We start from the raw sequence: 9429 nt of genomic DNA, 5'->3' as shown, positions 1-9429 counted from the left end.
TCCGGTTTCATCTTCCACCTTAACAAGGTGTCATCGAAACCGGCAGCAGCCCAGATCGGCCTGCTGCCTCCTGGTCACCACCAGCGAACCTTCGATCGTACTGCGCGACTCCACCGGCCCCAGCGCTTGCTCCCAGAACTGATCGCGCAAACGCTCCTCCTGCGAGACGTAGGTGCTTCCGCTGCTGCTGGCCGCCGCCAAGCTATCCCCGATGACGTTGCCAAGAGCATTGGGCCTAACGCCAAGTCGTAGCCACATCGCCCCGCGCGCCAGCACTGGCGCGGGTTTGCGTGGCATGAGGGCGGCGTGCATGGCCGCAGATTCTGCCCCGCGCGCACGCGAAGGCGGTTTGACAGGCGCAAGCGGCCAAGGCAACAAGCCCGATTGGGGTACCGTAACCTGTGGTTGCTACACATTTCATAGCTTCTGGCGCCCGCCCCACGGGCGCTGTGGGCACTTTTTGCTCGAACAATTGAACCCAGTACTCAACCGAGCAAGCAACCTGCGGTACAACCCATGCAGCATCCCAACGCAACCCGCGTTTCGAGGAACCTTCACATGACCGCCATCGAGACCCGCCTGATCGAACGCCTGAAGCAACTGCCGCCCGGCCGCGTGGCCGAGGTGGTGGACTTCGTGGAGTTCCTGGCCGCGCGCGAGCAACGCGCCGCCGCCGCCCAGCGCCTGGGCGAAGCCTTCGCCAAGATCGACGCGCTGAACCTTGCGCCCATGTCCGAGGACGAGATCGAGCCGAGGTGCAGGCCTCTCGCCAGGAGCGCCAGGCCCGCCGCCAGGGCGCCTGAACACCAGGCCACCCATGCGCCTGGTCATCGATACCAACCTGCTGGTCTCCGGCGTCATCTTCAGGGGCCTGCCCCGCCAGTTGCTGGACGCCGCACGCGCGGGCGAGTTCGAGCTGTGCACCAGCGAGGTCTTGCTGGCCGAACTGCAGGGCGTGCTCGCTCGCGCCAAGTTCGCCCAGCCGCTGGCCCAGGCCGGGCAGACGCCGCAGGGCATCGTCGATGAGCTGCGCCGCCTGGCCGTCGTGGTCACGCCCGCCCACGTGCAACGCGTCGTGCCCACCGATGCAGACGACGACCACGTGCTGGCCGCGGCGCTGTACGCTGGCGCCGACCTCATCGTCTCGGGCGACCGGCGCGACCTGCTGCCGCTGGCGAGCTACGAAGGCATCGCGATCGTCACCGCACGCCAGGCGTGGGAGCGCCTGGCGCCGCAGGGCTGAGGCACCCAATTGCTATCGATTTCATAGCTGCTCGCGCTGGCAGGACGGGCGCTGCGGGCATTTTTTGCCTGAGGATTTGGCATTCGCCGATCGCGCGCTAGCGTCTCCACGTCAAGGCCGCGCAGCGCCCGAAGGGCTTGGCCTTGACGGCGCACCCACCCCAAGACGCTGTGGCTGTGCGGTGCAAGGCGACACGGGCGGCTTGCACCGCATGCCGAACCGCGCGGCCGTGGCTCGCCTGCTGGCCTGGCCACCGCCGAGAAGAACACAAGGACACGGCGCGCAGCGCCGTGTGGGAGTTGCTTGCGACGCCAGCACCACCACCACGCCCGCCAGTGCCCCGAAGCGCCGGCCAAGGAGGGAGCCCCCTCGGGGGGCGGACGGGCCTTGTGCCGGCGCGGCCGGTGTGCCCGCAAGGGCACCCGGCTGGGGCGGGCGGGGGCCAACCCCCAAGCCTCGCGCGCGCAGCGCGCCTGACCCAAGCCCTGCGCGAAGCGCCTGGCCGTAAGTTCAACGCGTGGTGACCGCGCGCAGCGCGCTGGCCAGAAGCTCTGCGGTGACGGCGAAGCCGTGACCGCACATGCCATGGTGTTCAAGCGCGCGGCGAGCCGCCAGAGCACGCCCAGGCTGGCCGTGCGCGCAGGCGCGAAGGGGCGCAAGACATAAGGGCGGTTGCCTGCGAACCCGAAGGGCGCGAGAGCCAGCACGAAGGTGATGGCGAAGCGGTGCCGCACCAAGCGAGCTTTGCGAGCGACTGCGGCACTTTGCGGGCAACAGGCCCTTATGTTGAATTGGCGCAGCCAATTCACCCCGCAGCGCCTGCCAGGGCGCGGCCGGCTCGATGCCGGCTGCGCCCTGCATCGATGTGCTGCGCGAAGCGCCTGGCTTGGAGGGCGCCCGCACGAGGCACGGCCGCCGATCGCGCACAGCGCAGCGCCGGCGCGGTCCTTGCCACGCAAGGGCCGTGACGAAGCGGACCACCCACCAGCCTGTCCACCGGCCGTAGCCTGTCCATCGTCACGGCCCGTCCCCATCGTCTTGCTCGGCCTCGCGCGCCAAGGCCTCCAGCAAGGCACTGGCGGCGTCTTGCGCCGCGGGCTGAGGCTCGGACACGTCCAGCGCCATCTGCTCGCCCTTGAGGCGGGTTCTGGCCCCCGGGTGCGTGGCCGCATGCACCTGCTGCAATTGCCGGATCGCCACCTGGGCGTAGATCTGCGTGCTGCTGATGTCCGCGTGCCCCAGCATCGCCTGGATGTGCCGGATGTCCGCGCCGCCCTCCAGCATCAAGGTGGCGCAGGTGTGGCGCCACAGGTGGCAGCCGCCGCGCTTGTCGATGCCGGCCGCCTGCACGCGCTGAGCCACCAGCGTCGAGAGCCACAGCGGGCTCAAGGGCAGGCCCTCGTTGCCCAGGAACAGGGTTTTGTCGTGCGGGTCCCAGGCGAACTGCTCGCGCGCTTCGTCCAGGTACAGCCGCACCCAGTGCAAGGCCCGCTCGCCCAGGGGGATGAGACGGTCTTTCTGGCCCTTGCCCTGGCGGATGAGGACCACCACCCGCTCGGCGTCGATGTCGTCGATGGCCAGGCCTGCGATCTCCATGCGCCGCATGCCGGTGGCGTACAGCACTTCCATCATGGCCCGGTCGCGCAGCCCGATGGGGGTGCCCACGTCCACGCCCGCCAGCACGCGCTCGGCCTCCTCGGCCGTGAGCACCGCGCGCGGCAGTCGCTTGATCTGGCGCGGCAGGTCCAGGTCGGCCGCGGGGTTGGCCGGGATCTCGCCCACCCTCGTCAGCCACTTGAAGAACCCGCGCAAGGGGATGACCTTGCCGCGCTGGCTGATGGCGGCCAAGGGCTCTCCATCCTTCTTGCGGTAGTGGAACAGCCACCTCTGGTAGCGCTCGAGCACCGCCCGGCTGACCTGCGTGGGGTGGGTCACGCCCCTGGCATCGGCCCAGGCGATGAACTCCCGGATGTAGCGCTCGGCGTTGTGCCGCCCGATCGGGGTGTAGCCCTTGACGCCCAGGTGCTCGATGTAGCGGTGCATCGCCGCCAGGAGGCCGCGCAGGTCGCCCGGGGCACCGGCGGCCGGGATGCTGGCGAAGGGGCGCCGCGGGTCGGCCTTGCGCTGGTAGGGGTGGGCGCCGGTGCGCATGGCAACGGTCGCGCTCAGGCGGCTGTGGCTGCGACTGCGACAGCGGCTAAGGAAGAAGTGCTTTTTAAGGCGTTGCGCAGCATGGGTGCGGCTTGTGGAGGGTTTTCGCCCTGCAGGCCGCATGGATGCAGCGCAAACGCCTCATCCACCTCACCCCGACCACCGCCCGACCGGGCACCGACCACGGGCCGACCGGCCCCCGACCGATGGCCGTTCAACCCCGACCGGTCAGCGTCGTAGCCATGCGGGCCGTCGTGGGTTTCATCGAGTTCGCGCACGTCCAGCAGGCCGTTGAGGTGGCTCATGTCTTCGTCGTCCTGGCTGGCGTCGTAGACCAGCTCGTACGCGTGCTGCGTGCCGCGCCGGTGCACCAGCACGTGCTCCAGCTCGACCAGGCGCGCGAGGTGGACCTTCAGCTGGGTGTCGCCCCAGGCGGTGGCGTCCCGCAGCTCGCGCCGCGTGAAGCGCACATCGGCGCGCGCGAGCCGGCGCTCGGCGCACTGGCGGGCCACCCAGTCGCGCAGCAGCACCAACAGGCGCCGCGTCTGCGGCGGCAGCTCGTCCAGGGTGCGACCCAGCACCTCGTGCGCGATCCGGTTGGCCAGGGCGATGTCGGCTTTGCTCACCTCGATGTAGCGCAAGGTGCGCCCGGCGTGCTCCACCGCCTTCACCTCGCGCTGGTGCTGGTGCAGCAAGGCAATGGCACGGATCAAGGTGAGGTACTTCATGTGGTCGCGCCGCGTGCGCGTCTTGTCACTGAGGAAGGTCAGGCGGTCCGCCCACGGGTTGACCACGGCCACCGAGGCCAAGAGGCGCTGGGCGTTGTGGTGCAGCGCCTGGGTGGCTTCACGGTTGGCCCCTTCGAGCAGGCCCGCCAGGGTCTGGCGCTGGCGCTGGCGGGCGTGGATGGCGGCGGTCTGTGCGCGGCTCTCGTCCACGCTGAGCACCAGGCAGCGGTTCAGGAGTTCCTCGTCCACGTCGATGGCCGTGGTGGTGAGCATCAGCATCACCGGGCCACGGACGGTGTACTGGCGCGTCATCAGGTGGCCCGTGGCCTCGTCCTTGGCGGTGCTGGCCATGGTCAGCTCGCCCTCGGACTGCAACAGCTTCAGGGCATAGGCCGCTTGCCGCACGCCCTCTTCCTCGCTGATGGCGAGGATCTTGTGGCTCAGGTTGTTCTCGCCCAGGTAGTACAGGCTCTGGCCCGTCATGGCCGAGTAGCGGATGCGCTCCTCGGGGGGAACGAGGTTGAGCACGGCATCCATCAGGCTGCTCTTGCCGGCCGCGCTGGTGGACTGGATGAGCACCGCCAGGGGCGCATCGAGCTTGCGGCTCAGGGCCGCGAGGTAGGCGGCCAGGAGGTTGGTTTCTTCGCCCACCACGCCCAGGGACTGCAGGTCGGCCACGATGCGCGCGGGCAGGTGAGGGTCGCGCAGCAGGGCCAGGGCCTGCGTTTCGTCGTCGGCAGAGAGGACTGGCACGGCGCCGGCGCGCTCGCCACGCTGGGCGGCCAGCCACTGGTCTTGAAGGGTTTCGAGTTTGAGGAGCACGGCGCCCAGTTCGCGCTTGACGCCCTCCTCGCCCAGGCCCAGCTCGATCGCGGCCTGGCGCACGAAGGCCCCACGCGCACGCGCGGCGTACAGGTCCAGGGTGTCCATGTGGTAGCCGGCAGCATCGCCGGCATGGGCGTCGGCGCCGGGCTCGGCCGCGCCCACACGGCGTACCAGCAGGTTCACGCGCATGGCCTCCGGGCTGGGGTTCTTCTTCCACCCCCGGATGCGCCATTCGCATGCGCCCGTGGGCACACGCAGTTCGTCGGGCGCCGCGTCGGGAAGCGCGTCAGCACAAGCGCCAGTAGGCCCACCAGCAGGCTCGATTGCTATGGAATCGATAGCTGCTTGCGCAGGCGGGACGGGCGCTGCAGGCACTTTTTTCTCAAGAACCGCAGGGGCAGCGGCTGAGGAAGGAAGCGCCTGGCCAGCTTCGGTCGCCGGCGCTGGCTCGGGTGCCGGCCGTCCGCTGCCGATCCACCGGGCCTGCCGCAGCACCAGCCCGAGCGCCTTGTCGGCCGGTGTCATCTTTCTGGCGTACTCGTTCGCATCCATGCCCTTGGGGAACACCACGCGCAGCACCTCCAAGCCTTCGCCGATCAGCTGCTGGGCCAGCCTGTCGGCCGCGCGGTCGCCCGCCTCGTCCCGGTCGTAGGCGATCAGCACGCGCTCGATGGCGTTGGACTTGAAGGCATGGAGGATGTCGGCGGTGAAGCCCTCCACGCCGTAGCTGCTGGTCACCTGCCGGAAGCCGGCGCACCAGAAGGTCATGGCGTCGATCAGCGCTTCGCACAGGATCACCTCGCGATCACCCTCGGGCCGCACACCAGCGGCGATCACGCCCGCCAGGTTGAACACACCGGCGTGCGGTCCCGGCAGGTACAGGTGCTTGGGCGTGCCGGGGCGCAGGTCGTCGCGCAGCTTGCGGCCGTAGACCTCGGCCACGTTGCCAGCGGCATCGAACACGGGGATCACCAGGGAGCCGTTGAAGTGCTCGTGGCCACTCTCGCGCAGGATGCCGATGGCCTGCAGGCGGGAGCGCAAGGCCGTGCCGTCCTTGCGGTTTTTCTCGGGCAGGCGCAGGCCCAGCGTTCGGTCGGCCACGCCCAGGCGGAAGGTGTCCACCAGCTCAGGATGGTCCAGGCCACGGGCTTCGAGGTAGGCCAGCGCCTCGGGGGTGTCCTTCAGGCGCTGGTGGTAATAGTCGATGGTCTGCGCCAAGAGGGCACGGTCGTCGGCATCCAGGGCCACCGGCGCCGGCAAGGTGCGCACCGTGCTGCGCTTGGCGGGCCCAGCATCAGCGGCTGAGGAAGGAACACCGCTGCCGGTGGTCATGTCGGCCTTGAGCAACTCCACCGCGTGCCGGAAGCTCACGCCACGGCTCTTGATCACCCAGTCGATGGGGCCGCCCCCGATCTGGCAGCCGAAGCAGTGCCACAGGTTCTTGGCCGGCGTGACCACTAGCGACGCGGTGTCGTCGGCGTGGAAGGGGCAGCGGCCCAGCCAGTCCTTGCCGCCTTTCTTGAGTTCCACGCCCGAGGCTTCGACCAGTCGCTGCACGCTGACTTCTTCCTTCAGCCGCTGCAGGTCTGCTTCGGGGATGCGGGGCATGGCGGGCGTCCTTCCTGGGTCATTCCCGAGCGCAGCATGGGGGCATGCCATCGGATCGGGCCGTAGAAAAATTTAACGACGCCAATGTACTCTATTATCGAGTTATCAACTCTATTCCCCGATTTTTAGGACATAGCATGACCCACATCGCATGGCACTGGATCGATCGCATGTCGGGTGACGACAAGGAGTTTTTCGTGGCGCTGGGCCAGAAGGTGGCGCTGCTGCGCAAGGCCCAAGGGATGACGCAGCAGCAACTGGCCGAGCAGCTCGGCATCGCCCAGCAGACGCTGGCGCACTACGAGGGCGCCAAGCTGCGCATCGCCGCCTCGATGCTGCCCACGCTGGCGCAGATTTTTGGGTTGTCGGTCGATGAGCTGATCGGCCAGCCGGTCAGCTCCACACCAGGCAAGCGCGGGCGCTCGCCCAAGTGGCAGCAGCAGATGGAGGCGATCGCCCAGCTGCCCAAGGCCAGGCAGCGGTTCGTCACTGAGATGCTGGAGACGGTGCTCGCCAAGGGCTGAGTACACCTCAGCGGCCAGCCAAGAACAAGCCCTCACGACCCTCAGCCAAGCGGCTGGGGTGGTGAGGGCTTTTTGTTGTTTTAAGCCTCAGCAGCTAACAAAGGCCGCGCGCGCGAAGACCAGGGGGCAAAAGTCGAGACCTGACCCCCGACTCCGACCCCCGACTCCCCGGGGCGGTGAGGGCTTTTTATTTTTTAGTAGCTAAAGATCGAGCGATGTACACGCACGAGGAATTGCGCTGCAGCCTCTGCTATTTGGTCATCCCGGAGGCCGTGTAAACGTAAAGGTTACTGGCTCTGTCCACCAACCTTGGAAGGTACCCAGATTTTCGTCAAAGAGCATATATCGCCTTCTGATTTCATACTCATGCGTGCCAGGCAGAAACTCGTACAAATACAGACCTTTCAACGGCTCTTGTTCAAGAGGACCAAGTCGAACGGACGACGTACCCACCTCTCCAGGTTTGATCGGCGTGAAGTCGGCTCGTCCCCACGGAGCCACCCGATGCACGATCAAGCCGTTAAATTGAAGGCCAATCCCACTAGGCTTTTCGTTAATAGCGAACTCTTCCTCTGCGCCATTGACGACGCCTGCGTTTTCACGACTGATGCCCCACGTCCCTCGTTTGATGAGGATCGGCTGATCCGTCACATTTTCATATCGGGTATGCACGACGACATTGGCGCCATCGACTTCGACGGTGACAGAGGTTTTCATGAGAGCGACTGCGCGAGGTGAGGTTTGTGTGGACGTGTGCGATTCAGCGATGCTAGTAGCCAGTGGTGCACAAGCGCCAAGCAGCGGTAGGCTGGATATCAGGGCAACTTGCAAATGGATTTTTTTCATGGCGCCTACCTCTTTGCACCGTTGCCTTGGGCACCAATGTAGTCGCCGTAACTCGGTGTCCTAGGACGAATCAGATCCGATACATAAAACCCAAAGGTGTCGGCGTGGTACAGCGCCACATTCGGCGCTAGCGAACGAACGTCAGCCACGCCATACGTGACGATCTCTTTTCCAGTGGCATCCACCGCAATTCGGCCTGTCTTTGGATCTACATAGCCGTCCACTGTCCCCGTAATGCGCGGGTTTGAACCCGGGATGACAGGACCAGTGCCGTTCCAGTGGGATGTCTCATGAGTCAGTACTTGAGCAATATCACCTCTCCCTAGAGATGGCCCCACATAGATGGTATTGGACGGGTCGTTTCGGCGAACGTACGCCCCAATTCCGTTGTAGTCGGCATCAGTCCAACCTGGGTTGGCATTTCTGCTCGCATATTGGAAGTTACTGATGTCAATCGACTGATTGGACGCAATGTTCCCTTCGATGCGCTGCAGAACCACGGAGCGAGCCTCTGTCTCAGTGGTGCCGAAGGCGTTGTAAAACGCCATCTTTGCCGTTTCGTTGTTCCAGCTCCTGATTTCTGCACCTCGATCCTGCATATTGGTGAGTGAGTTCTGCAGGCTCTGATTGATGATGAGCTGCTGGCTAATCGGAAGCGGCGAATCGACTGAAACGATCATGCGCGTTTTACCGTTGGGTAGAACATCTTGAACGTTGCCGAAATCATCTGAGGTACGCACGGCGCCTGGCGTCGTTCGTACCTTATTGATATCGATGCCATCTGCCTCTGTTTGAACATAGCCGTAGTCGAATCCGTCCGGGCGAATAACTGTTCGCCACGCCGACTCTGACTTGGTTTGCGAACTGCCGTCAATGACACTTCTGACAGTACCGTCTTGCAGCACGTCATAAACATTGCCAGAGCCGTCCACGACGCGAGAAGCTCCGGGCGTCAGCTGGTAGGGGTTGAGCTGTATCCGCTGACCCGGACCCGCGGCTGGTGCAGGCGCCCCATCGATCACGACTTTAACGTTGTTATTCGCATCAATGTCGTAGACCGTGCCGTCACCGTCATCAACCACGCGTTGTACGCCAGCTGCCAATCTGAATGGATTGGTGTCGTCGACAGGCCTTGAGACTGAAGTTGAGGCTGACGACGAGGTAGCAGCACTACGCCGTTGGCCAGGTTTCGCTGCTTGCAATTCGTCATAAGAACTCGCCGTGCTGGCCCAACCGTTCTGCTTAATGAAGTCGCCCAGCGGATCGGCGTCGGCAACGGCAGTGTTGGATTTCTGCCCCATCGCCCCTGCCAGGGACTCGCCCAATGCATTGCCAAGAGCATTGGGCCTAACGCCAAGTCGTAGCCACATCGCCCCGCGCGCCAGCACTGGCGCGGGTTTGCGTGGCATGAGGGCGGCGTGCATGGCCGCAGATTCTGCCCCGCGCGCACGCGAAGGCGGTTTGACAGGCGCAAGCGGCCAAGGCAACAAGCCCGATTGGGGTA

7 protein-coding genes and 1 pseudogene are annotated in these 9429 nt (G+C 65.7%); 3 read left to right on the top strand and 5 right to left on the bottom strand.

What is annotated here, in order from left to right; all coding sequences use genetic code 11:
• Nucleotides 1–30: 30 nt before the first annotated feature.
• A complete protein-coding gene (locus ACIY1X_RS05500; RefSeq protein ID WP_399678725.1) occupies nt 31–312 on the bottom strand; it encodes a hypothetical protein in 282 nt (93 codons plus the stop codon).
• Between the two features lie 204 nt (nt 313–516).
• Between ACIY1X_RS05500 and ACIY1X_RS05495 the strand changes: the two are divergent.
• Together ACIY1X_RS05495 and ACIY1X_RS05490 are read left to right on the top strand one after the other, a co-directional pair.
• Nucleotides 517–657, top strand: a pseudogene (locus ACIY1X_RS05495) (DUF2281 domain-containing protein); the annotation flags it as partial.
• Between the two features lie 160 nt (nt 658–817).
• The gene (locus ACIY1X_RS05490; protein WP_399678720.1) at nt 818–1243 is read left to right on the top strand and encodes a putative toxin-antitoxin system toxin component, PIN family; all 426 of its coding nucleotides are present in this window, start codon (nt 818–820) and stop codon (nt 1241–1243) included.
• A 1017-nt stretch (nt 1244–2260) separates the two neighbouring features.
• On the opposite strand, the gene xerC is transcribed toward ACIY1X_RS05490, so the two are convergent.
• Together xerC and ACIY1X_RS05480 are read right to left on the bottom strand one after the other, a co-directional pair.
• Nucleotides 2261–3394 (bottom strand): site-specific tyrosine recombinase XerC, encoded by a 1134-nt coding sequence (xerC, locus tag ACIY1X_RS05485; protein ID WP_399678717.1) that lies wholly within the window; start codon nt 3392–3394, stop codon nt 2261–2263.
• A gap of 14 nt (nt 3395–3408) precedes the next feature.
• On the bottom strand, nt 3409–6555 hold the full coding sequence (locus ACIY1X_RS05480; RefSeq protein WP_399678716.1) for a CHC2 zinc finger domain-containing protein: 3147 nt from the start codon (nt 6553–6555) through the stop codon (nt 3409–3411).
• A gap of 137 nt (nt 6556–6692) precedes the next feature.
• Between ACIY1X_RS05480 and ACIY1X_RS05475 the strand changes: the two genes are divergently transcribed.
• Nucleotides 6693–7079 carry a helix-turn-helix domain-containing protein gene (locus tag ACIY1X_RS05475; protein ID WP_399678713.1) on the top strand — a complete coding sequence of 129 codons (387 nt, stop codon included), beginning with the start codon at nt 6693–6695 and terminating at the stop codon, nt 7077–7079.
• Between the two features lie 258 nt (nt 7080–7337).
• Here the strand turns inward: ACIY1X_RS05475 and ACIY1X_RS05470 are convergent, their stop codons facing one another.
• A complete protein-coding gene (locus ACIY1X_RS05470; RefSeq protein ID WP_399678710.1) occupies nt 7338–7925 on the bottom strand; it encodes a hypothetical protein in 588 nt (195 codons plus the stop codon).
• Between the two features lie 5 nt (nt 7926–7930).
• Entirely contained in the window at nt 7931–9349 is a 1419-nt protein-coding gene (locus ACIY1X_RS05465; RefSeq protein ID WP_399678723.1) for a hypothetical protein, read from the bottom strand.
• Nucleotides 9350–9429: the final 80 nt, after the last annotated feature.

Origin of the sequence: Xenophilus sp., assembly GCF_044462705.1 — a bacterium.
Lineage (GTDB): Bacteria > Pseudomonadota > Gammaproteobacteria > Burkholderiales > Burkholderiaceae_C > Xenophilus > Xenophilus azovorans.
Note: the sequence above shows the minus strand (reverse complement) of the source record. Positions and strands in the feature narration are given on the sequence as shown.